The sequence below is a fragment of the Stappia sp. TSB10P1A genome (genome assembly GCF_900185725.1).
Taxonomy (GTDB): domain Bacteria; phylum Pseudomonadota; class Alphaproteobacteria; order Rhizobiales; family Stappiaceae; genus Stappia.
Map to the genome: position 1 here is coordinate 489,301 of NZ_FYAU01000036.1, position 21,978 is coordinate 511,278.

The 21,978-nt window shown below is 68.3% G+C and carries 22 protein-coding genes and 1 pseudogene; 17 read left to right on the plus strand and 6 right to left on the minus strand.

Annotation, left to right across the window (positions count from 1 at the left end; genetic code table 11):
• Positions 1-135 precede the first annotated feature (135 nt).
• Positions 136-1,806, plus strand: coding sequence for a formate--tetrahydrofolate ligase (locus TSB10P1A_RS20800; protein WP_186389851.1), 1,671 nt, complete (start codon positions 136-138; stop codon positions 1,804-1,806).
• Between the two features lie 480 nt (positions 1,807-2,286).
• On the opposite strand, the gene TSB10P1A_RS20805 is transcribed toward TSB10P1A_RS20800, so the two are convergent.
• The 3 genes and pseudogenes from TSB10P1A_RS20805 to TSB10P1A_RS20815 all read right to left on the minus strand — a co-directional run.
• Complete coding sequence (locus TSB10P1A_RS20805; RefSeq protein ID WP_186389852.1) at positions 2,287-2,715, minus strand: carboxymuconolactone decarboxylase family protein; 429 nt, start codon at positions 2,713-2,715, stop codon at positions 2,287-2,289.
• A 115-nt stretch (positions 2,716-2,830) separates the two neighbouring features.
• Entirely contained in the window at positions 2,831-4,051 is a 1,221-nt protein-coding gene (locus TSB10P1A_RS20810) for a CynX/NimT family MFS transporter (protein WP_186389853.1), read from the minus strand.
• A gap of 47 nt (positions 4,052-4,098) precedes the next feature.
• Positions 4,099-4,197 (minus strand): annotated as a pseudogene (locus TSB10P1A_RS20815) (NAD(P)H:quinone oxidoreductase); the annotation flags it as partial.
• 103 nt (positions 4,198-4,300) lie between these two features.
• Here TSB10P1A_RS20815 and TSB10P1A_RS20820 point away from each other — a divergent pair.
• On the plus strand, positions 4,301-5,209 hold the full coding sequence (locus TSB10P1A_RS20820; protein ID WP_186389854.1) for a LysR family transcriptional regulator: 909 nt from the start codon (positions 4,301-4,303) through the stop codon (positions 5,207-5,209).
• A 78-nt stretch (positions 5,210-5,287) separates the two neighbouring features.
• Here the strand turns inward: TSB10P1A_RS20820 and TSB10P1A_RS24020 are convergent, their stop codons facing one another.
• Positions 5,288-6,355 carry a methylglyoxal synthase gene (locus TSB10P1A_RS24020; protein WP_186389855.1) on the minus strand — a complete coding sequence of 356 codons (1,068 nt, stop codon included), beginning with the start codon at positions 6,353-6,355 and terminating at the stop codon, positions 5,288-5,290.
• Between the two features lie 175 nt (positions 6,356-6,530).
• Between TSB10P1A_RS24020 and TSB10P1A_RS20830 the strand changes: the two genes are divergently transcribed.
• The 7 genes from TSB10P1A_RS20830 (at position 6,531) to TSB10P1A_RS20860 (ending at position 13,146) form a co-directional block, all read left to right on the plus strand.
• Entirely contained in the window at positions 6,531-7,238 is a 708-nt protein-coding gene (locus TSB10P1A_RS20830) for a B12-binding domain-containing protein (RefSeq protein WP_186389856.1), read from the plus strand.
• A 3-nt stretch (positions 7,239-7,241) separates the two neighbouring features.
• Positions 7,242-7,853, plus strand: a complete 612-nt coding sequence (locus tag TSB10P1A_RS20835) for a DUF1638 domain-containing protein (protein ID WP_186389857.1) — start codon at positions 7,242-7,244, stop codon at positions 7,851-7,853.
• Between the two features lie 178 nt (positions 7,854-8,031).
• Positions 8,032-8,679 carry a type B chloramphenicol O-acetyltransferase gene (gene catB, locus TSB10P1A_RS20840; RefSeq protein ID WP_186389858.1) on the plus strand — a complete coding sequence of 216 codons (648 nt, stop codon included), beginning with the start codon at positions 8,032-8,034 and terminating at the stop codon, positions 8,677-8,679.
• Between the two features lie 207 nt (positions 8,680-8,886).
• Positions 8,887-9,231 carry a virulence factor gene (locus tag TSB10P1A_RS20845; protein WP_186389859.1) on the plus strand — a complete coding sequence of 115 codons (345 nt, stop codon included), beginning with the start codon at positions 8,887-8,889 and terminating at the stop codon, positions 9,229-9,231.
• Positions 9,228-10,124, plus strand: a complete 897-nt coding sequence (locus tag TSB10P1A_RS20850; RefSeq protein ID WP_186389860.1) for a methylenetetrahydrofolate reductase — start codon at positions 9,228-9,230, stop codon at positions 10,122-10,124. The genes TSB10P1A_RS20845 and TSB10P1A_RS20850 overlap by 4 nt, the downstream gene beginning before the upstream one ends.
• On the plus strand, positions 10,121-11,074 hold the full coding sequence (locus tag TSB10P1A_RS20855; RefSeq protein ID WP_186389861.1) for a methyltetrahydrofolate cobalamin methyltransferase: 954 nt from the start codon (positions 10,121-10,123) through the stop codon (positions 11,072-11,074). Before TSB10P1A_RS20850 ends, TSB10P1A_RS20855 begins: the two co-directional genes overlap by 4 nt.
• Positions 11,075-11,106: 32 nt before the next feature.
• Complete coding sequence (locus TSB10P1A_RS20860) at positions 11,107-13,146, plus strand: ASKHA domain-containing protein (protein WP_186389862.1); 2,040 nt, start codon at positions 11,107-11,109, stop codon at positions 13,144-13,146.
• Between the two features lies 1 nt (position 13,147).
• Here the strand turns inward: TSB10P1A_RS20860 and TSB10P1A_RS20865 are convergent, their stop codons facing one another.
• Positions 13,148-14,047, minus strand: a complete 900-nt coding sequence (locus TSB10P1A_RS20865; protein ID WP_244293198.1) for a DUF1194 domain-containing protein — start codon at positions 14,045-14,047, stop codon at positions 13,148-13,150.
• A gap of 281 nt (positions 14,048-14,328) precedes the next feature.
• On the opposite strand from TSB10P1A_RS20865, the gene TSB10P1A_RS20870 reads away from it, so the two are divergent.
• The 8 genes from TSB10P1A_RS20870 to TSB10P1A_RS20905 all read left to right on the plus strand — a co-directional run bounded on the left by TSB10P1A_RS20870 (position 14,329) and on the right by TSB10P1A_RS20905 (position 20,822).
• Positions 14,329-15,267 carry an ABC transporter permease gene (locus TSB10P1A_RS20870; protein ID WP_186389863.1) on the plus strand — a complete coding sequence of 313 codons (939 nt, stop codon included), beginning with the start codon at positions 14,329-14,331 and terminating at the stop codon, positions 15,265-15,267.
• Positions 15,268-16,164, plus strand: coding sequence for an ABC transporter permease (locus TSB10P1A_RS20875; RefSeq protein WP_186389864.1), 897 nt, complete (start codon positions 15,268-15,270; stop codon positions 16,162-16,164). It begins immediately after the preceding gene.
• 5 nt (positions 16,165-16,169) lie between these two features.
• Positions 16,170-17,744, plus strand: a complete 1,575-nt coding sequence (locus TSB10P1A_RS20880) for an ABC transporter substrate-binding protein (protein WP_186389865.1) — start codon at positions 16,170-16,172, stop codon at positions 17,742-17,744.
• 68 nt (positions 17,745-17,812) lie between these two features.
• Positions 17,813-18,418 (plus strand): hypothetical protein, encoded by a 606-nt coding sequence (locus tag TSB10P1A_RS20885; RefSeq protein WP_186389866.1) that lies wholly within the window; start codon positions 17,813-17,815, stop codon positions 18,416-18,418.
• Positions 18,419-18,420: 2 nt separating this feature from the next.
• Positions 18,421-19,020, plus strand: a complete 600-nt coding sequence (locus TSB10P1A_RS20890; protein WP_186389867.1) for a hypothetical protein — start codon at positions 18,421-18,423, stop codon at positions 19,018-19,020.
• A gap of 7 nt (positions 19,021-19,027) precedes the next feature.
• Positions 19,028-19,591 carry an adenylate kinase gene (locus TSB10P1A_RS20895; RefSeq protein WP_186389868.1) on the plus strand — a complete coding sequence of 188 codons (564 nt, stop codon included), beginning with the start codon at positions 19,028-19,030 and terminating at the stop codon, positions 19,589-19,591.
• A 327-nt stretch (positions 19,592-19,918) separates the two neighbouring features.
• Positions 19,919-20,257 carry an antitoxin Xre/MbcA/ParS toxin-binding domain-containing protein gene (locus tag TSB10P1A_RS20900; RefSeq protein ID WP_186389869.1) on the plus strand — a complete coding sequence of 113 codons (339 nt, stop codon included), beginning with the start codon at positions 19,919-19,921 and terminating at the stop codon, positions 20,255-20,257.
• Between the two features lie 7 nt (positions 20,258-20,264).
• Positions 20,265-20,822 carry an RES family NAD+ phosphorylase gene (locus TSB10P1A_RS20905; RefSeq protein ID WP_186389870.1) on the plus strand — a complete coding sequence of 186 codons (558 nt, stop codon included), beginning with the start codon at positions 20,265-20,267 and terminating at the stop codon, positions 20,820-20,822.
• 79 nt (positions 20,823-20,901) lie between these two features.
• Here the strand turns inward: TSB10P1A_RS20905 and bmt are convergent, their stop codons facing one another.
• Positions 20,902-21,915: a betaine--homocysteine S-methyltransferase gene (bmt, locus tag TSB10P1A_RS20910; RefSeq protein ID WP_186389871.1), complete on the minus strand. Its 1,014-nt coding sequence runs from the start codon at positions 21,913-21,915 to the stop codon at positions 20,902-20,904.
• Positions 21,916-21,978 lie beyond the last annotated feature (63 nt).

Below are 21,978 nucleotides of genomic sequence, written 5' to 3' on the forward strand. Positions count from 1 at the left end.
CAGGACGACGATTGCGCGATGCCGACATGTCGGATCGCAAACAGTCGGCCCTGCCCTCAGCCTCTAGGATCGGCTTTCCAAATCGAACGATAGACGGCGGCAGATCAACGACCGCCCGGGAGAGGACAGTTTGCCATGGCCAGTGATATCGAGATTGCCCGCGCCGCCAAGATGAAGCCGATCGCCGAGATCGGCGCGAAGCTCGACATTCCGGCGGAGGCGCTGGAAAGCTACGGATCGACCAAGGCCAAGGTCCGCTCCGACTTCATTTCCGGCCTTGCGGACCGGCCCGACGGCAAGCTGGTGCTGGTCACCGCGATCAACCCGACGCCGGCCGGCGAGGGCAAGACCACGACCACGGTCGGCCTTGGCGACGGGCTCAACCGTATCGGCAAGCGCGCGGCGATCTGCCTGCGTGAGCCTTCGCTCGGCCCCTGCTTCGGCATGAAGGGGGGCGCGGCCGGCGGCGGCTATGCCCAGGTCGTGCCGATGGAGGACATCAACCTCCACTTCACCGGCGACTTCCACGCCATCACCTCGGCCCACAACCTGCTCTCGGCGCTGATCGACAACCACATCTACTGGGGCAACGCGCTCGGCCTCGACACCCGACGCATCACCTGGCGCCGGGTGATGGACATGAACGACCGGGCGCTGCGCCAGATCGTCGCCTCGCTCGGCGGCGTCGCCAACGGCTTCCCGCGCGAGGCCGGCTTCGACATCACCGTCGCCTCGGAGATCATGGCGATCCTCTGCCTTGCCCGCGATCTCGCCGACCTGCAGACGCGGCTCGGCGCCATCATCGTCGGCTATCGCCGCGACCGCAGCGCCGTCACCGCGCGCGATCTTGAAGCGGACGGCGCCATGACCGTGCTGCTCAAGGAGGCGATGCAGCCGAACCTCGTGCAGACGCTGGAGAACAACCCGGCCTTCGTGCATGGCGGCCCCTTCGCCAATATCGCCCATGGCTGCAACTCGGTGATCGCCACCAAGACCGCCTTGAAGCTCGCCGACTATGTGGTCACCGAGGCCGGCTTCGGCGCCGATCTCGGCGCGGAGAAATTCTTCGACATCAAGTGCCGCAAGGCGGGCCTCAAGCCGGACGCTGCGGTCATCGTCGCCACCGTCAGAGCGCTGAAGATGAACGGCGGCGTTGGCCGCGAGGCGCTGGGTGAGGAGAATGTCGAGGCGCTTGTGCGCGGCTGCGTCAATCTCGGCCGCCACATCGAGAACGTGAAGAGCTTCGGCCTGCCGGTGGTCGTCGCCATCAACCACTTCGTCAGCGATACGGATGCCGAGATCGCCGCGCTCCAGGCCTATGCCGCCGAGCAGGGCGTCGAGGCGGTGCTGTGCCGCCACTGGGCTGACGGTTCCAAGGGCACCGAGGACCTTGCCCGCAAGGTGGTCGAGCTGGTCGAGGGCGGCAGTCCCAATTTCGCGCCGATCTATCCGGACGAGATGCCGCTGCTTCAGAAGATCGAGACCATCGCCCGCAAGATCTACCGCGCCGAGGGGATCGCCGCCGACAAGCAGGTGGTCGAGCAGCTCGCGCGCTGGGAGGCGGACGGCTTCGGCCATCTGCCGGTCTGCATGGCCAAGACGCAATATTCCTTCTCCGCCGACCCCACCTTGCGCGGTGCGCCGACCGGCCACATCGTGCCGGTGCGCGAGGTGCGCCTTTCGGCCGGCGCCGGCTTCGTCGTGGCGATCTGCGGCGAGATCATGACCATGCCCGGCCTGCCCAAGGTGCCGTCGGCCAACCACATCCGCCTCGACGCGAACGGCCAGATCGAAGGACTGTTCTAGGCGCCGCGCCACGCCACGACGCTGCGGCGAAGGCACACTCACCCCTCCTTTCGTCCTCCCGGACGGCGCGCAGCGCCGAGCCGGGATCGGCGAGCCGGGGCGGCCGCGGAAGCGCTCCCGAAAGATGCCACCACCGCCGTGCCTCCCCGGTCCCGGATCTCGCGATGCTCGTCCGGGAAGACGCGGGGAGGGGCATATGCGACAGGAACGGCGGCGAGGACACGCCGCCTCGCCCCGCCCCCTCCGCCTGTCGTCCCTCCCAAGCCCCATCCCCTCCGCCTGTCGTCCCGGTTTCGGCGTAGCCGAAGACCGGGACCTAGTAACCACAGGCCGCGCGCCTCCGGCCGTGACGTTGCCGTGCGGAAGCATCGCCTGAGGCTTCACCACAACCGCCAGCGGATACTGGATGCCTGCCTTCGCAGGCATGACAGCCAGAGCGGGCGCCGTTCTTCGAACAAGACTGTTTCGGAGGATTGCGTGTCAGTGCATGGACACTTGGATGCGGTTCCACAGGTTGATCATCGCGACCGTCGCGGTCAGGGCGCTGATCTCCGCCTCGCTGAAGTGCTCGCGCAGCCCGGCGCGCAAGGGGCCGTAGTCGGTCTTGCCGTCGAGTTGGGTCAGCGCCTCAGTCCAGGCGAGCGCGGCCCGTTCCTTCGCGGTAAAATCGCTGACATGCCGCCACACCGTCAGGCGGTCGAGACGGTCGTTGGTTTCCCCGTCCTCGCGCGCTTCCCTCGTATGCATCTTGACGCAATAGGCGCAGCCGTTGAGCTGCGAGGCGCGAAGCTGCACCAGATGATGCAGCATCCGGTCGAGGCCGTGCCCGTCGATGGCCCCGTGGACATTCTCCAGTGCCCCGAAGACATCGGGGACGTTCTTGTAGTGGTTTACCGGCTTGGCCGTCATAGTCCGCTCCATTCGAGTGTTGTATCCCCCTTGACGATTGAGCCGGCCGGTTTGTGACGTCTCCGGTGAAACTCTTCGGCAAGGCAGAAGCCCTTGCGTCCCGCATCGGCGACGCTCATCGGGCTCCTCCGGCCCTCTCGGCAGGCGTTGCGACACGCTGCGCGAAAGCCACCACCACCGCTGTTCCCAGCACCGCCGCACCGGCAACGATGACGGCGGCCGAGCTCCAGCCGAACCGGTCGATGGCGCTGCCGACGGCGACGGGGCCGAGGATCTGCCCCAGATTGTTGCCCTGGACGATCAGGCCGATCACCACGGGCACCAGCGCGGCCGAGGACGCGACGATCGGCGCGGACGACAGCAGCGTTGCCGGGATCAGCCCGCCGACGGCCGAGAACAGGACGCACAGGAGAAACGTCGCGGGTGCCGGCAGCAGCGGCAGGAAGATGCCGAGGCTCGCCGCGCCCATGATCAGGCAGGCCCCGATCAGCAGCGCCGGCCGGCCGACGCCCCGCGACAGCATCACGCCCGCCGTCAGGTTGCCGACGACGTTGACGGCGGAGGCCAGCGCGCTGAGCAGCCCGGCGGTGCGGTGGGAAACGCCCATCTGCTCCATCAGCAGCACGGGCAGGAAGCTGAACAGCGCGAAGAACATCAGGCTGTAGAGCGCGAAGGTGACGGCAAGCCCGGCGGCGCCGGCATTGCCGAAGACCGCCGCCGTATCGGCCCGCAGGCGCTGCCACGACCAACCGTGGCGCTCGCCGGAGGCCGGCACGACGAGCGGCACCAGCAGGCAGAGCGCCAGGGCAAGCCCGCCGCTCGCCCACCACATCGCCCGCCAGGCGTCGAACATCGGCCCGGCCAGCATCGCCGCCGCCATGCCGAGCGGCATGAAGCAGCTCCACAGCGCGAAGGCGAGGTCCCGGTCGCCCGGCCGCGCAACGCGCCCGAGAAGCGACGGCGCGGCGACGGTGATCAAGAGGAAGCCCGCACCCTCCACGATCCGCGAGGCCATCAGCATCGCAAGACCCGCGGACAGCGCCCCGGCTGCCGCGCCCGCAGTCGTGATCAACAGCCCCGCGACCAGCACGCGGCGCGCGCCCAAGCTGCCGACCAGCGCCCCGGTCGGGATGCCCCCGACCAGCCCGATCAGGGCGAAGACGCCGGTCAGCCAGCCGAGCGCCGAAAGCCCGATGCCGAGATCGCCTTCCAGCAGGGGCGCGGCGATGGGCGCCTTGCCCACCTGCAGCGCCGCGACGATCCCGGCCCCGACGATCAGGCCGACGGCCGCCCATCTGGTGGAGGACGGCTCCGGCCTTGCAGCGGCGGCCGTCACGCCGCCCTGCCCTGCCGGCCGGCGGCGAGCGCCAGCGCGATCTCGGCGACATGCCGTCCCTGGAAGCGGGCGCCGTCCGCCACCGCTTCGGCCATCGTCTCGATGTGACCATAGGAGGAGGAGTAGAGCACGAGAACCCTGGCCATCGTTTCAACCTCAGGTCTGATTGCGAATGAGGTCGACGTTGCCCGCAAAGTTCGAACGGTTTAAGTGATATAAAATCTATCAACTTGTTCATCTGAATCGATCATGCTCGATGCCCTGACCCTCGACCAGATGCGCACCTTCGTGACGATCGCCGAGAGCGGCAGCTTCCGCGCCGCCGCCCGGAAGCTCTCGCGCGTGCAGTCGGGGGTGAGCGTCGCCATCGCCAATCTCGAGGCCCAGCTCGGCGTCGAGCTGTTCGACCGCTCGGGCCACCGTCCCGTCCTGACGCCCCAGGGCCGGGCGCTGCTCGGCAATGCGCGCGACATCATCGTGCGCGTCGATGCCTTGCGGGCGAAGGCGCGCGGCTATGCGCAAGGGGTCGAGACGGAGCTCACGGTGGCGGTCGACACGCTCTATCCGCAGCAGCAGGTCGGCCGGGCGATCTCGCGGATGCGGCAGGACTTTCCCTCGGTGTCCGTGCGGGTGCAGGTCGAGCCGCTCGGCGGACCGCTCGACGCGCTGAAGCAGAAGCGCTGCGCCCTCTCCGTCATGGTCGGCGAGGATTTTCGCGATGCCCGCATCCGCTTCGATGCCCTGACCTCGATCACGCAGGTTGCCGTCGTCGCCACGGCGCATCCGCTCGCCCATGGGGAGCCCGGCCGCCCGCTGGAGGTGCTGGATCTTGCCGACCATCTCCAGATCGTGCTGTCGGACCCCTCCTCCATCTCGGAAGGGCGCGACTTCGGCGTGCTCTCGCCGCAGACCTGCCGGGTCAACACCCAGGACGCCAAGCACAGCCTGATCCTCGGCGGCGCGGGATGGGGGCGCCTGCCCTCCTGGCTGGTGGAGCGGGACATCGAGCAGGGCCGCCTCGTGCGGCTCAATGTCGGCGCGCTGGGACGCGGCGGCGAAATCGCGTCGGAGGCCTATGTCGCCCATCGGCTGGACGAGGCGATGGGCCCGGCGGCAAGACGCCTTGCGGATCTGCTCATCGAACTGGACGGCGCCTGAGGCGGGACGGCGGCATCACGCCTGGCCGGAATGCTGCCAAGGAGGGGCAGGCGCGAAGGGGGCAGCGGCGGACAGCCCCTACCCGGCGAGGCTTGCCGCGACGACGAGGTCGGCGGCGGCCGGAGAGCAGGCGATCGGCGTGTCGTGCAGGATGGCGAGCCGCGTCAGCGCCATCAGGTCGACATCGCTGGAATGGTGGCCATGCGGATCGGCGAAGAAGATCACCGCGTCCAGCTCGCCGGTGGCGATCAGCGCGCCGAGCTGCTGGTCGCCGCCATGCGAGCCGCGCTGCAGCCGCTGGATCGCAAGCCCCGGCACCGCCTCCAGCAGCATGGCGCCGGTGCCGCCGGTCGCCACCAGCTTCTGCCGGCGCAGCACCTGCGCATGCCGGCCGACCCAGGCGCGCAGATGCGCCTTGCGGGCATTGTGGGCGACCAGCGCGATGCGGCGCGGCGCGGTGGAGCGGCGGCGCGCCTCCAGCGTCAGCGACAGGATCGCTCGCACCTGCGCGGCAAGGCCGGCTTCGGGCGCCGCGAACTGGCCCTTCAGCGCCGCCGTGCCGACGGTGAAGCCGGCAGCCCCCGCCTCCGCCACCTCGACGATGCGCGCCGCCCGGTCGATGCTGCCGGCCATGATCACCGGCTTGTCGCAGGCGGAGCAGACGCTGCGCATCAGGGCCGGCACGTCGCCGGCGAAGCGATAGGCGAGCAGGTCCAGCCCGTGCACGCTCTCCAGCTCGGCGAGCGCGCGGGCGCTTGCCGTGATGCTCTCGATGGTTCCGGCCAAGACGCTCGGATGGCCGACGATCTCGCCGGGAAAGGGATAGTAGCGGATCGGATGCGCCTTCAGGAGCGGCGCCACCTCGGCCGGCCGCGTGCCGCCGAGCAGGCAGTCGACTTCGAGGCCGATGGCCGCGCGGGCCGAGCGCAACTCGCTCTGCGCATCGAGGCTCACCACCTCCAGATAGACCCGCCCGCCGGCGGCGCGGATGTCGCGGGCGAGCCCCCGCAGCTCCTCGAAGGGCAGGCCGACATCCTTGAAGCCGATATGCCGTGCACCGCCCGCCAGCACCTCGTCCAGCCGGCTTCGGGCATCGGGGACGGTGCTGTCGTCCTCCGTCAGCATGAAGATGAAATCGAAGGCCATCGGCGCGCCGGTCCCCTTGAAAATCGCGCAGGCGTCCGCGGGACGCCGGCGCTGTCGCTCCCGCGACTCCGCATGTCGCATTGAAGATATCGACGGGAGGCGGTGCAAACCAGTGTACTGGAAGCAGGCCCGGAAGCGAGCCATGCCCCCCGAATGCGCAAACGGAGCGCCCGCGATGTCGCAGGAAGACGATCTCGATCTCAGGTCGCTGTCCGACGAGGAACTCGTCGAGCAGATGCATGACGATCTCTATGACGGCCTCAAGGACGAAATCGTCGAGGGCGTGGAGATCCTGCTGGAGCGCGGCTGGACGCCCTACCGGATTCTCACCGACGCATTGGTCGAAGGCATGCGCATCGTCGGCGTCGACTTCCGCGACGGCATTCTCTTCGTGCCGGAAGTGCTGATGTCGGCCAATGCCATGAAGGCCGGCATGGGGCTGCTGCGCCCGCTGCTTGCCGAGACCGGCGCGCCGAAGGTCGGCAAGATGGTGATCGGCACCGTCAAGGGCGACATCCACGACATCGGCAAGAACCTCGTCTCGATGATGATGGAAGGCGCCGGCTTCGAGGTGATCGACATCGGCATCAACAATCCGGTCGAGAACTATCTGGCGGCCATCGAGGAGCACAAGCCGGACATCGTCGGCATGTCGGCCCTGCTGACCACCACCATGCCCTATATGAAGGTCGTCATCGACACGATGATCGAGAAGGGCATCCGCGACGACTATATCGTCATGGTCGGCGGTGCGCCGCTGAACGAGGAGTTCAGCCAGGCGGTCGGAGCCGATGCCTATGGGCGCGACGCGGCGGTGACCGTCGAACTCGCCAAGGAGCTGATCGCGCGCAAGCACAACCAGTTGGTGGCGCGGGCGGGCTGAGCCATGCCGGCGGCACCCGCGCCCTTTCGCGAAAAGGTGCTGGTGATCGCCTGCGGGGCGCTGGCGCGCGAGATCCTCGCCATCATTGACGCCAACGGCCTCACCCATGTGGAGCTGCAATGCCTGCCGGCGCAGCTTCACAACCGCCCGGAGAAGATCCCGGCCGCCGTGCGCGCCGAGATCCGCAAGCTGCGGCCGCATTACGCCCATATCCTCATCGGCTATGGCGATTGCGGCACCGGCGGGCTGCTCGACACGGTGCTGGCCGAGGAAGGGGTGGAGCGGATCGAGGGCGCCCATTGCTATGCCTTCTTCGCCGGCCTCGACGCCTTCGACGCGGAAGCCGAGGCCGAGCCCGGCACCTTCTATCTCACCGATTTCCTCGCCCGCCATTTCGAGACGCTGGTGATCCGCCCGCTCGGGCTCGACACGCATCCCGAGCTGCGCGACGCCTATTTCGGCAATTACACCCGCCTGCTCTATCTGGAACAGGCGGCGGATCCGGAAATCGAGGCGCGGGCCCGCGCGGCCGCCGAGCGGCTCGGCCTTGCCTATGCCAAGCGGGTCACCGGCTACGGCCTGCTGGAAACGCGGCTCACCACGCTCAGTACCTGATCACCGCTTGTTTGCACGCCCCTGTTGCATCCGCGTCCTTGCGCGCCCTCTCCCGCATGCTAGAAGCGCGGTCCCGGCGGCACGGACGGGTCTGCGTGGCATGAGCCGCAGGACCGGTCCCCTCATCCCATCCAACGGGCCGGAAAGGGCCCAGCCTCGCGACAGAGGACGACCTCCCGTGAGCAATTTTTTCGACAGCCCCTTCAAGGGCAAGCTGCTGAGCGAGCAGGTGACCAATCCCAACATTTCGGTCGGCCGCTACAGCTATTATTCCGGCTATTACCACGGCCACTCCTTCGACGACTGCGCCCGCTACCTGATGCCCGACCGCGACGATGTCGACCGGCTGGTCATCGGCAGCTTCTGCTCCATCGGCACCGGTGCCTGCTTCATGATGGCGGGCAACCAGGGCCACCGGATGGACTGGATCTCTACCTTCCCGTTCTTCTTCATGCCCGAGGAACCGGCCTTCGCGGACGCCGAAAACGCCTACCGCCCGGCGGGCGACACGGTCGTCGGCAATGACGTGTGGATCGGCGCGGAAGCGATGATCATGCCCGGCATCCGCATCGGCCACGGCGCGATGATCGGCAGCCGCGCGCTCGTCACCAAGGACGTTCCCCCCTACACCATCGTCGCCGGCAATCCGGCGCGCGAGATCCGCAAGCGCTTCTCCGACGAGGAGATCGCGATGCTGCTGGAGATGGCGTGGTGGGACTGGCCGATCGAGCGGATCGGCCGCGAGATGCACAACCTGTGCTCGGCCGACATCGCCAGGCTGCATGCGCGCTGGACGGCTGAAGCGGCAGGCACGGCCGAGGCCTGAGTCTCGCACCTCCCGCACGACGACAGGCACGCCCGCCGGGAGCGAAAACCCCCGGCGGGCGTGCCGCGTTCCGGCGCCCCTTCGCCGCTGTCGTTTTCTGGCTTTCCCGTGTCGTCTGTGCACCGATGAGATGGCCGGCCAAAGGCATCATGATGCTCGAAAGCACGGGGACGACAGGCGTTCCCGGCCGGGTCGAAGGGCCGCATCTTGGCGCAGAAAACCATCGTCTACTGGCGTGACATCCCGGCCCAGGTGCTGGTCCGGGCCGGCCGCGCCAGCGCCCGCCGCGAGCTGCCCGAACGCTTCATCCAGGCTGTCGACCGCTGCGCCATGCGCGTCGGCGCGAAGGACAGCGATGCCTATCTGGCCGAGTGGCGGCGGGGCGATCCCGTCGCGGTCGGCGACGACATCGAGGCGGAAGCGGAGGCGGCGCTTGCCGATCTCCTTGCCGCCTATCCGCCGGAGCGGCTGGCGGCCCTGGTCGCAGCCGAAGGCTTCGATGCGGCCGCCTCCCCCTCTCCCGACCACACCAGCACGGGACCGGCGACATGACCGACCACCGCCTCAACGATTTCGGGCGCCTTGCCGCCTCCACGGAAATGTCGCCCCGCCAGGTGGTGGAAAAGCCGGAGCTGCTCCGTCTCGTCCCCGCCGGCACGCGCCTTTACCTCACCGATCTCGGCAATGTCGGCGAGGACGACATCATCCGCGCCGCCCGCGCGGTCACTGATGCCGGCCTCGTTGCCGTGCCGCACATGGCCGCGCGCCGCTATCCCTCCTTCGCCGCCTTCGAATACCGGCTGACCCGCCTCGTCGCGGAAGCCGGCGTGCGCGAGGTGCTGGCGGTGGCCGGCGAGGCGCCGACGCCCGGCCCCATCGCCTCCTCCGTCGCGATGATCGAGACCGGCCTGTTCGACCGGCTCGGCATCACCCGCATTGCGGTTGCCGGCCATCCGGAGGGCGCGCCGGAAATCTCGCGCGAGACCATCCGCGCCTTCCTGATGCGCAAGCATGAGCTCGCGGCAAAGAGCGATGCCGAGTTCCACATCGTCACCCAGTTCGGCTTCGATCCGCAGAAGGTCAGCCTTTGGCTCGACGAGATCGCCGCCTGGGGCAACCGCTTCCCGGTGCATATCGGCGTCGCCGGCCCGGCCAAGATGACGACGCTGCTGAAATATGCCGCCTTCGCCGGGGTGGAGAACTCGCTCTCCTTCCTGAAGAAGCGGGGCGGCGCCGTCGTCTCGATGCTGTCGGGCTACGATCCGGAGACCATGGTCGGCCCGCTGGAGCTGCGCGTGCAGACCCAGCCCGAAACCCGGCTGCAGCAGATCCACGTCTTTCCCTTCGGCGGCCTGACCAAGACGGCCGACTGGCTGAGTGCCCGCGGGAGCTGGTCCTTTCCCGCCGCTGGCACCGCGACTTACCCCGCAGAGGTAGCCCAATGACCCGCACCATCGTCGCCTCGGCCACCCGCGAGATCGTCATCGGCTTCGACCAGCCGTTCTGCGTCATCGGCGAGCGGATCAACCCGACGGGCCGCAAGAAGCTCGCCGCCGAGATGGCCGCCGGCGACTTCTCCACCGTGGAGAAGGATGCGCTGGCCCAGGTCGCCGCCGGCGCCACCATGCTCGACGTCAATGCCGGCGTCACCGCCGTCAATCCCAACGAGACCGAGCCGCCGCTGCTGGTCAGGACGCTGGAGATCGTCCAGAGCCTCGTCGACGTGCCGCTGTCCATCGACAGTTCGGTGACCGCCGCCATCGAGGCCGGCCTTCGGGTCGCCAAGGGCCGCCCGCTGGTCAACTCGGTCACCGGCGAGGAGGAAAAGCTCGAGGCGATCCTGCCGCTCGTCAAGAAATACAATGTCCCGGTCGTCGCGATCTCGAACGACGAGACCGGCATTTCGGAAGACCCGGACGTGCGCTTTGCGGTCGCCAAGAAGATCGTCGAGCGCGCCGCCGACTACGGCATTCCCGCCCATGACATCGTCGTCGATCCGCTGGTCATGCCGATCGGCGCCATGGGCAGCGCCGGCCAGCAGGTGTTCCGCCTGCTCCGCCGGTTGCGCGAGGAGCTGAAGGTCAACACCACCTGCGGCCTCTCCAACATCTCCTTCGGCCTGCCCCATCGGCACGGCATCAATGCCGGCTTCATCCCGATGGTGATCGGCGCCGGCATGACCAGCGCCATCATGAACCCCTGCCGGCCGCAGGAGATGGAGGCGGTGCGCGCGGCCAACGTGCTGACCGGCAACGATCCCAACTGCTCCGACTGGATCATGACCTATCGCGACTACAAGCCGGGCGCGGAAGGCGGCCCGGCCCCCGCCCCCGCCGCCTCGGGCGGCTCCGGACGGCGCGGCGGGCGCGAGGGACGGAGGCGGGCCAGCGCTTGAACGCAAGACCAACCACGAGAACGGGCGAGGCCATGAGCGAGGCGCCCGAAACGGCAAAGGTTGTCTTCCAGCCGAGCGGCCGGCGGGGCACGTTCCCGCTCGGCACGCCGCTGCTGGATGCCGCGCGCGCGCTCGGCGTCTATGTCGAATCCGTCTGCGGCGGGCGCGGCATCTGCGGCCGCTGCCAGATCTCCGTTTCCGAAGGCGCCTTCGCCAAGGAGCAGATCGTCAGCACGGCGGACCATCTCGGCCCGGTGACCGATGCCGAGGCGCGCTACCTCTCCCTGCGCGGCCTGCCGCAAGGCCGGCGCCTCTCCTGTCAGGCCGCGATCCTCGGCGACATGGTGGTCGACGTGCCGATGGAGGCGCAGACCAATCGCCAGGTGGTGCGCAAGCGCGCCGAGAACGTCACCGTCGCGCCCGACAGCGCCATCCGCCTTGTTACCGTCGAGGTCAGCGAGCCGGACATGGAACAGCCGCTCGGCGATGGCGACCGGCTGCTTGCCGCAGTTGCCGAGGCCTCCGGACTTTCCGGCCTCAGTCTCGATCCGCCGCTTTTGGCCAGGGTTCAAAAGGTGCTGCGCGCCGGCCACTGGCGCGTCACCGCCGCAATCTGGCAGGACGACGACGCCCCGCCGCGCGTTACCGCCCTGTGGCCGGGCGAGAAGACCACCGTCTATGGCCTTGCCGTCGATATCGGCTCCACCACCATCGCCGCGCATCTCTGCGATCTTACCAATGGCCGCACCGTCACCTCGGCCGGCACCTCGAACCCGCAGATCCGCTTCGGCGAAGACCTGATGTCGCGCATCTCCTATGTGCAGATGAACCCGGCGCGCCTGCCCGATCTCGTCTCGGCGGTGCGCGCGGCGGTCGATGCGCTGGTCGCCAAGCTGGTCGCAGATGTCGGCGCCACCCGCGAGGACGTCATGGACGCCGTCTTCGTCGGCAACCCGATCATGCATCACCTCTTCCTCGGCATCGATCCGACGGAGCTGGGCGGCGCGCCCTTCGCCCTCGCCGTGTCGGGCGCCGTGCATATCCCGGCTTCCGAGCTGGGGCTGGAGCTCAATCCCGGCGCGCGCGCCTATATCCTGCCCTGCATCGCCGGCCATGTCGGCGCCGATGCCGCCGCCGCGACGCTCTCCACCCGCCCGTTCGAGGCCGAAGCCCTGACGCTGGTCGTCGACATCGGCACCAATGCCGAGATCGTGCTCGGCAATCGCGACCGCCTGCTGGCGGCGAGTTCCCCCACCGGCCCCGCCTTCGAGGGCGCGGAGATTTCCTGCGGCCAGCGCGCCGCGCCCGGCGCCATCGAGCGCATCCGCATCGATCCGGTCACGCTCGAGCCGCGCTTCAAGGTGATCGGCCTCGACGAATGGTCGGACGATCCGGACTTCGCGGAGAAGAAGGACCAGGTCGGCGTCACCGGCATTTGCGGCTCGGGCATCATCGAGGCGGTCGCCGAGCTCTATCTTGCCGGCGTCATCACCGTCGACGGGCTGATCGACGGCGCGCTCGCCGAGCGCTCGCCCCGCGTGGTGCAAAAGGGGCGGACCTTCGCCTATGTGGTGGCGAGCGAAGGCATCGAGCTCACCATCACCCAGACCGACATCCGCGCCATTCAGCTCGCCAAGGCCGCGCTCTATGCCGGCATCCAGCTCCTCTCCGACAAGCTCGGCAATCCGCCGATCGAGCGCATTCGCCTTGCCGGCGCCTTCGGCAGCTATATCGACACCAAATACGCGATGATCCTCGGGCTGATCCCCGATTGCGACCTCGCCCATGTCGCGAGCGTCGGCAATGCCGCCGGCACCGGCGCGCGCATGGCGCTGATCAATCGCGGCGAGCGGCGCACGGTCGAGCGCGTCGTGCGCGAGATCGAGAAGATCGAGACGGCGCTGGAGCCGCGCTTCCAGGAGCATTTCGTCAACGCCATGGCGATCCCCAACAAGGTGGACCCCTTCGTCAAGCTGCGCGCGGCGGTCGCGCTGCCCGAGCCGCGCGCGGCGAGCGAGGGCGCGGACGAAGACGGCGACGGCGGGCGTCGTCGCCGCCGGCGGCGCGGTTAATCTACCTGCCGCCGTCGTAGAACAGGTCCCGGCGGTCGCGCCACATCTTCTCGCCGACCAGGCAGTCATAGGGCTCCTCGGCGGCGAACTGCGCCGGCACCACCGGCAGCGCGCCGCCGTCGTGGTGCTGCCGCCACGGGTCGTGGAACGGCTCCAGCGTACCGATCTCCAGCACCAGCTTGCGCCGCACCGCCTCGGGGAACTCGTTCCACTCGTGCACCGGCACGACGAAGGCGCCGGGCCCGCCGATCACGCAGCGCCGGTAATATTCGTCGAGATCGGGAATGGCGAAATACCGGGCGAAGCCGTCGTCGGTCATCAGCGGCAGCCCGTTGATGGTGATGCCCCGGTCGACCGCCATATCGCGCAACTGCGTCACCGGCGGACCCTGATTGTTGGGACCATCGCCGGAAATGTCGATCACCATCCGCTCGGCCGCGAACGGCACCTCCTCCAGCAGCGCCATGCTGCGCAGGATCGCGCCGGAGATCGAGGTGCGGCTCTGGCTGGAGCTCTCCTCTTCCAGCAGCAGCGCGGCAATCGCCTGCGCGTCCGCCGCGCTCTCGACGATCGTCCAGGGCAGCACCTCGCGGGTGTGGAAGTCGCCGGCCCATTCGAAGATCGCCAGGCCGATCCGCCCATGCGGGCCGTGCTCGATCGCCCGCAAGACCTCGCGGCTGGCGATCGCCTCGGCATAGCCCCGGCGCTGGATCGCCAGTTCCTCGCGCGACATCGAGCGCGACACGTCGATGGCCAGCACCAGGGCGACGTCGACAGGCTCGCCCCCGGCCGGCTGCGCGCGCGCCGGCACCAGGGCGACAAGGACCATCGCCGCGGCCAGCACCATCGCCAGGGCCGTGGCCGGGAGCGTCCTTTTCAGGGCGTCCGTTCTCCAGCTCATCGGCCAAGCCTAACCCAGGATGCCGCCGGGTCCAGTGCACACTCTCGTGAACGGCCCTCGCCTCTGGCCCCTCGCCTCTGGGTCCTTCATCTCCGGCCCCTCGCCTCTGGCCCCCTCGCCTCTGGATAGAGACTGCAGCTCCTGCTGAAACCCTGGATATGTTGTTTCGAAATTTCATGAGCAAAATTGTCAGGTTTTTTCGCCGGGGCATGGACGATCCCGAAAATTCATGATTTCTACACTCAAGTTTAACGGCCCCCAGGCCCACCCGGCACCCGGACATGGCACGGCAACTCGTCCTCAGGCTGTTCTCGGCAGCGCTGCTGCTGCTGGCGATCTCCATCGCCGGCTTCGCCCTGCTGCGGCTGATGCCGGGGAATTTCGCCGAAGTGCTGTTGATGTCGCAGATGGACGGCACCTTGCCGGACGCGGCGGCGCTGGCGCGGTTCTCGGCGGAAAACGGCTTCGACGCGCCGCTGCCGCAGCAATATCTCGTCTGGCTCGGCAATGTGCTCACCGGCGATTTCGGCCGCTCGATGGTCAGCGGCACCCCGGTCGCCGACGAACTGGCCCTGCGCGTTGCCGCCTCGCTGAAGCTTGCCGTCGCCGCCTTGCTGCTGGCGCTTGCCATCGCCCTGCCGGTCGGGGCGGTCTGCGCCGCCTTTCCCGGCAGCCTCCTCGACCGCGGCCTTGCCGCCTTCGCCGTTCTCGGCATGTCGATCCCGAATTTCTGGTACGCGCTGCTGCTGGCGCTGCTGTTCTCCCTCGCGCTCGGCTGGCTGCCCAGCACCGGCTACGGCACGCCGGCGCATCTGGTCCTGCCGACGCTGGCCATCGCCACCTCGGTCTGCGGCATTCTCGCCCGCTATGTGCGCGGCTGCCTCTTGGAGGAGCTCGCCCAGCCCTATATGCGCACCGCCCGGGCCAAGGGCCTGTCGAGCACCCGCGCCCTCCTCACCCATGCCGCGCCCAATGTGCTGCCGGCGGTGCTCACCCTCACCGGGCTGCAATTCGCCCGCATCTTCGACGGGCTGATCATCGTCGAGACGCTGTTCGGCTGGCCCGGCATCGGCCGGATGATGGTGGAGGCGCTGCTCGCCCGCGACTATCCGATGATCCAGGCGAGCTTCCTCGTCGTCGCCTGCGGCTATGTGCTGGTCAATCTCGCCGTCGACTATGCCATCGCCCTTTACGATCCGCGCACGCGGGAGGTGGTCTAGATGGTCGCCGCCGCCGCCGCCCGTCTTCGCGCCCGTCTTCTTCGCGCCCGTCTTCGCACCCGCCTTCGCGCCCGCCTTGCCCGCCGCCGCAGCGGCCTCGCGCTCGCCGTCGCCGCGCTCCTGGCCCTTGTGCTGCTCGGCCCGCTGCTCGCCCCGCACGATCCCTATGCTGCCAACATCCTCGGCCGCCTCGCGCCGCCCAGCCTTGCCTATCCGCTCGGCACCGACGCGATGGGCCGCTGCATGCTCTCGCGCCTGCTCTACGGCGCGCAGCTCACCACGCTCTCGGCGCTCGCCGTGGTGCTGGCCTCCGCCGGCCTCGGGACGCTTCTCGGCGCCGTCAGCGGCTATTTCGGCGGGATCGGCGACCGGCTGTTGATGCGCCTGTGCGAAGGCGTCTCGGTGCTGCCCGCCCTTGCCGTCGCCCTCGTCATCGCCGGGGTGCTCGGCCTCGGCCTTCAGGCCGTCATCCTGGCGCTCGCCGCCGTCCACTGGACCGAATATGCCCGCCTCGTGCGCAACGCGGTCATGATCGAGCGCAGCAAGACCTATGTGCTCGCCGCCGAGGCGCTCGGCGTGCCGCGCCTGTCGGTGATCCGCCGCCACCTCCTGCCCAACATCCTGACGCCGCTTCTCGCCTTGGGCAGCTACTCGATGTCCTGGGTGATCCTGTCCTTCGCGGGACTGAGCTTTCTCGGCCTCGGCGTCGAGCCGGGCGCGCCCGAATGGGGCCGGATGATCGCCGAGTCCCGCAACCACCTTCGCGATCACCCGCGCCTCGTCCTGGTGCCGGGTCTCACGATCATGGCCTTCGTCATCCTGGTCAACCTCTTGGGCGATGCCCTCGGCGACCGGCTGCGCGCGGGCCGCACCAACTACCTGACAACACGGAGCTGATGCACATGCCCCTCTCCCTCTCCCTTTCCCTCCCCCGGCTCGGCAGGCACGCGATTGCCGCCATAGCTGCGGCGATGCTCGCCCTGCCCGCGACCGACGCGCTCGTCTCTCCGGCCCGCGCCGAGACGCCGGCCGACACGCTGGTCGTCGCCACCATGTGGGAGGCGCTGCCGCTCGCCATGGCGCCGCGCCGCAGCCGCTTCTTCAACGAGAGCGAGATCCTCGACACGCTGATCAAGCTCGACTACCAGATGACCCTCGTCCCCGGCCTTGCCACCTCCTGGGAGCGCGTCTCGCCGACCGTGTGGCGCTTTGCCTTGCGCGAGGGCGTCACCTTCCATGACGGATCGCCCTTCGACGCGAGGGCCGCAAAATTCTCGCTGGAGCGGGTCGTCGCCCTGCTGCCCTATGCCGCCGACTTGCTCAACATCAAGAGCATGTCCGCGCCCGAGCCCCTGGTGCTGGAGATCGAGACCTCCGAGCCCTTCTCGGCCCTGCCGAACCAGCTCACCGACGCCATCACCGTGATCTACGGCAAGGCCTCCTTCGATGAGGCGGGCCAGTTCGTCACCCCCGTGGGCACCGGCCCGTGGAAGCTTGCCGACTACCGCAAGCAGGACCGCACCATCGTCGAGCGCTTCGACGGCTATTGGGGCGCGGCGCCCGCGCTCAAGACCATCGAATACCGCTACATCCCGGACCACAATGCCCGCGCCATCGCGCTGGAGGCCGGCGAGGTCGACTTCATCGACAACCTGCTGCCCTCCGACGTCGCGCGCCTGTCCGCCGACGCCCGCTTCACCGTCCATAGCGAGGAAAGCGCCGGCATCTATTACGGCGCGATCAATGCCGGCGAGAAGAGCGTGCTTTCCGACGTGCGCCTGCGCCGCGCCGTCAACCTGCTCGTCGACCGCAACATCGTCGTCACGGGCGCGCTCGACGGCATCGGCAACCCGGCCTGGACCTTCTTCCCCGCCTCCTTCCCCTGGACCAGCGAGGAGGTGACGCCCTACAGCTTCGACCCCGAAGCCGCCGGCGCCCTGCTCACCGAGGCCGGCTACGACAAGTCCTCCGGCATCTGGACCAAGGACGGCGAGCCGCTCACCCTGCGCATCCTCAGCTATTCCAGCCGCGCCGAAATGCCGACCATCACCGAGGCGCTCGCCATTCTCCTGAAGCAGCAGGGCATCGAAACGAAGATGCAGATGTTCACCTGGGAAGGCATGCTGGAGCTGGTCCGCCAGGGCGACTACGACATCTCCGTCGTGTTCTGGACGCCGGAAATGACCGGCCATCCGGACCTGCACCTGAAGTCGCAGTTCCACTCCAAGGCCGGCATGAACTACCAGTTCTGGGTCAACGAGGAGTTCGACGCCCTGGTCGACAAGGGCCGCACCCTCGACGTCGGGCCGGAGGCCTTCGCCACCTATGTCCGCGCCCAGCAGATCCTGCAGGAGGACGCGCCGGAGATCCCCCTGGTGCACAAGGTCTTCGTCGCCGCCGCCAAGGCCACGGTCGAGGGCTACAAGGTCCACCCTTCGGGCTTCTTCTACGACTTCAAGTCCGTCACCAAGAACTGAACCGGACCGCCAGCAAGACGGGACCGGCCGGGCTTGCCCACGCCGGTCCCCTTCCGCCGGAGTTTCCCATGGCATCCTGTCTGTTTCTCAAGCCGATCAAGGGCGCGGGCGGCGACCTGCCGGACATTTCCGGCTTCGTCGACGATCTCGACCAGATCGACCATTACGCGCTGGAAGGGGCCGACCTGTCGGCCTATCGGGCGCTGCTCGTTCCCGCCCATCTCGACCAGCGTTACTTCGGAACGCTGGCGGGCAAGATCTCCGCCTTTCTCGACGGCGGCGGCACGCTGGTCTTCAACGGCCATGTCGCCTGGCCGATGCTGCCGGAGTTCGCTCCCTTCGTGGTGCTGCCGAAGGTGACGCTGGCGACGCTGGAGGTGCACCGGATGACCGATCACCCGGTCTTTGCCGGGGTCGACGCGCGCGAGCTGACCTTTCGCCGCGGCGTTGCCGGCTTCTACGCGCGCGGTCACAACCCGCCGCCGCCGGGCGCCATACCGCTGCACGGGCTGGGGCCGGAGCGGGCGCCCTGCGACTGGCTCTACCACCGCCCGGCCGGCGGGCGCATCCTCATGCATGCCGGCAACGACCTTTGGATGTATGCCGGGGCCAGCGACACCACGGCGCGGATCGTGCCGCAACTGTGCCGCTGGGCGGCCGGACGGGAGGCTTGAGCATGGCGCGCATCACCGCCCTCGACAGCGGCACCTATTACCACCACCGCTCGCTCTACGAGCCGCGCTACCGCGACCATTTCGACGAGATCGTCTATATCCGCGACCTCGCCGGGACCGACCTCTCCGCGCACGAACTGATCCTCGTCTCCTGCCGCACCGACCCGTCCCAGCTTGTCCCCTGCCGGGAGCAATTCGCCGACTATCTCGCCGGCGGCGGCACCGTCATCGCCATGGGCTCGACCGGCCAGCCCGCCTGGCTGCCCGGGGTCTCCTGGCACGACACGCCGACGAATTTCTGGTGGTGGAAGGAAGGCGGCAGCCTCGGCCTCAAGGTCGTCGCCCCCGACCATCCCTTGTTCGGCCATATCACCCTGGACGACGCCACCTGGCACCATCACGGCCATTTCGATGTGCCGGAAGGCGCCGTCAGCCTGATCGACGTGGACGGCAAGGGTTCGGTGCTCTACGACGACGAGGTCACCACACCGGGGCGGATGATCGTCACCGCGCTCGATCCGATGTATCATCACGGCAGCCATTTCATGCCGGCGACGACGCGCTTCCTCGACGGCTTCCTGCCCTGGCTGAAGAGCCTTTGAGCCGCCCATGACCCGTGCGAGCCGCATCTACATCACCGGCGCCTCCTGCGCCGGCGTCACCACGCTCGGCGCGGCGCTCGCCGCCCACCTCGGCATTCCGCAGTTCGATGTCGACGACTATTACTGGCTGCCGACCGACCCGCCCTTCACCGACAAGCGCCCGCCGCAGGAGCGCGTGCGCCTGATCGCCGCCGACATGGCCGAAGTGGAGCAGGCACGGGGCCGCGGCTGGGTGCTGACCGGCTCGTTCGACGGCTGGGGCGATGCCCTGATCGAGGAGGTCGACCTGATCGTCTTCGTGGCGACGCCGACGCCGCTGCGGATGGAGCGCCTCAGGGCGCGCGAGCGCCAGCGCTACGGCACCCGCATCGATCCGGGCGGCGACATGCACGAGATCCACACGGCCTTCGCCGCATGGGCCGCCAGCTACGACACGCCCGGCTTTTCGGGCCGCAACCGCGCCCGCCACGAGGAGTGGCTCGTCGCCCATACCGCCCCCGTCCTGCGCCTCGACGGCAGCCGGAGCGTCGAGGAGCTGGTGGAGGGGGTGGTGGGGATACCGCCCCTATAGCTTCCAAAGGAAATTGGTCCTCTGAGGCTGAACGCCAGCGAAGCGATAGGCCGCGGCTCTGGCGGTCACCGTGACCGGGCACGCGTGCCAGTGCACGAGCGGCGCCGGCCAAGTGAATTCCATATCGATTTCACTTCTTTCCTCTGATGAAATTATTTTGTAATCTAGGTTTGAACAGAGGCAGGCGTAGCGCTCTCGCGAGCGACTGGAGAAGATGCAGTCTGTGCTCGACGACTTTCACGGCACGATAAGCGAGGCTCCTCGCCTCCGCACGCCGCGACGTCGACCGCAAAGCTCCTCCACCGCCACGTCCAGAAGGAACTCACGATGAGTACCGCAGTTGCACGTATCCTCGACGATCTCCGGTCGCGCGGCGGCCTTCAGGGGAAGGATATCGCGAATATCGTCGATGTCTCGACAGCGACTGTGTCCCGCTGGACGCGGGGAACCGGATCGCCCAACTTAAGAACCCAGACGGTTATTGCCGATTTGCGGTATGTCGTGGACAGGCTTTCGGACTTCTACACCGCCGACGAGACCCGTCTTTGGCTGCATTCCCGGCACCCGCTGTTGAACGGCGAGAGAGCCATCGACTTGATAAATGCCGACCGGACCGAGGAAGTGCTCGCCGTGATCGAGCGCCTCGACGCTGGCGCTTACATCTGAGCAGTCGATGGTAGAGCGACGCGCACGGGATATCGAACTGCTTGACGCTCTGGACGCCCAGGCTCGTGTCTCGTTCGAGGGCGATGTCTGGCGCATCGTACGCGCCGGGCGTGACGTGCTGGAAGGATCTGCGCCCCAAGCCAGATGGGACCCGGGCACGTTCGATGTCCTTTACACATCCCTCGAACGGGACGGCGCGCTGGAAGAAATTCACTTTCATTTGAGCCGGCAACCGGTCTTCCCGTCAAAGCTGCAGTCCGTCCTGCACCGGATATCGGTAAAAACCCGCCGAACGCTCAAACTCGCCGATTTCGCAGCGTTGTCCGCGTTGGGAATCGTCCCCGAGCGTTACGGAGACTTGAGCTATGAACGCAGCCAGGAAATCGCGGATGCCGCCTTCTTCCTGGGCTTCGATGGACTACTGGCTCCCAGCGCCAGATGGGAGTGTCAAAACCTGATCCTGTTTATGGACCGCGTCGAGCCGGGAGACCTGACCGTTCTGGAGGCCGAGCCGATCGATTGGACAGCCTGGAGAAAGAGCCGGCAGGAAAGGCGCGGGACATAACGTCCGAGCGCGCCTTCGAGCTCCCGACCGGGTCCGGACAGAACGGACGCATCTCGGCGCCCCCTCTGCGCGTCGGCCCTCACCCCCGCCTTCTCCGCCGTCTTCCGCCCTCGCCGTCGCCGCCATCGACAGGAGCGGCCGCCGGCGGGGAGACCAGCGGGCCGAGGCGGGCGACGACATCGGCAACGCTCGGGCGCGCGCCCTTCTCATGCGCATCGAGCGCCTGGCGCATCGCCGCAAGGTGGGCATAGGAGGTGCCGCAGCAGCCGCCGATGATCCGCGCGCCGGCATCCACCGCGAGCCGCGCATAGTCCGCCATCAGCTCCGGCGTGCCGGTATAGACCACCTCGTCGCCGCGAATGACCGGGATGCCACAATTCGCCTTGGCGACGACGATGGCGTCCGGGTGGTCGCGGGTGATTTCCAGCACGGCGGCCAGCAGGTCCGAGGCGCCGACGCCGCAATTCGAGCCATAGGCGACGGGGGCGCAGGCGAATTCGCCGGCAAGATCGGCCAGACCGCTCGGCGGCAGGCCCATCATCGTGCGCCCGGCGGTGTCGAAGCTCGCCGTCACCACGAAGGGCATGCCGACCTTGGCTGCGGCTTCCGCGGCCGCGCGCATTTCCTCCGGTGCCGACATGGTCTCGATCCAGGCGACATCGGCGCCGCCCGCCTTCAGCCCTTCCGCCTGCTCAGTGAAGGCCTCGACGGCCTCCTCGTAAGTGAGCGCGCCCAGCGGCACGAACAATTCGCCGGTCGGGCCGATGGAGCCGCCGACGATCACCTCGCGGCCGGCCTCCGCCGCCACTTGCCGGGCCAGCTCCGCCGCCGCCTTGTTCAGCTCGTGCACGCGCCCTTCCAGCTTGTGCAGCTTCAGCCGGTGGCGGTTGGCGCCGAACGTGTTGGTCAGGATGATGTCGGCGCCGGCCTCGACGAACTTGCGGTGCAGGGTGCGGATCTTCTCCGGCTCTGTGACGTTCCACTCTTCCGGCGGATCGCCGGAGGTCAGCCCCATATCGAAGAGATTGGTGCCGGTCGCGCCGTCGGCCAGCAGCGTGCCCTTCTGCGCCAGGAGATCGTCAAGCTTGCTCATGGTCCTGTCCTGTTTTGGCGCGATCTTCCGGCCGGTTTCTGGCCCGATCTTCCGGGCCTTTTT